This is a genomic window from Pseudoalteromonas sp. BSi20495 (assembly GCF_000241185.1).
GTDB classification, from domain to species: Bacteria; Pseudomonadota; Gammaproteobacteria; order Enterobacterales; family Alteromonadaceae; genus Pseudoalteromonas; species Pseudoalteromonas fuliginea.
In genome coordinates, this window is record NZ_BADY01000119.1 from 1 (window position 1) to 329 (window position 329).

1 protein-coding gene is annotated in these 329 nt (G+C 38.9%); it reads left to right on the plus strand.

Annotated features, from left to right (window positions below):
• Positions 1–64: 64 nt before the first annotated feature.
• A partial coding sequence (locus tag P20495_RS20855; RefSeq protein WP_033016165.1) for an IS3 family transposase occupies positions 65–329 on the plus strand: 265 nt, incomplete at its 3' end.

Sequence of the window (329 nt, forward strand, 5' to 3'; positions counted from 1 at the left end):
TGACGTGGTTTAATGGATTCGACTACCCCAGTTAAGAGATAATCAACTTAACTGGAGATCGATAATGACAAAACGTAAAAAGTATTCCAAAGAATTTAAACTTGATGCTATCGCATTAGTTGTTGAGCAAAACTACTCACAAGCAGAAGCCTCTAGAAATTTAGGGGTAAATCCCAACATGCTTGGTCGCTGGATAAAAGAAGCTGAAAATGATGATGGGCATGCTTTTAGAGGGAACGGTAATTTAACCCCTGAGCAAGAAGAGATCAGAGAGCTAAAAGCGCAAGTGAAACGCCTAGAAATGGAGCGTGAAATATTAAAAAAAGCGA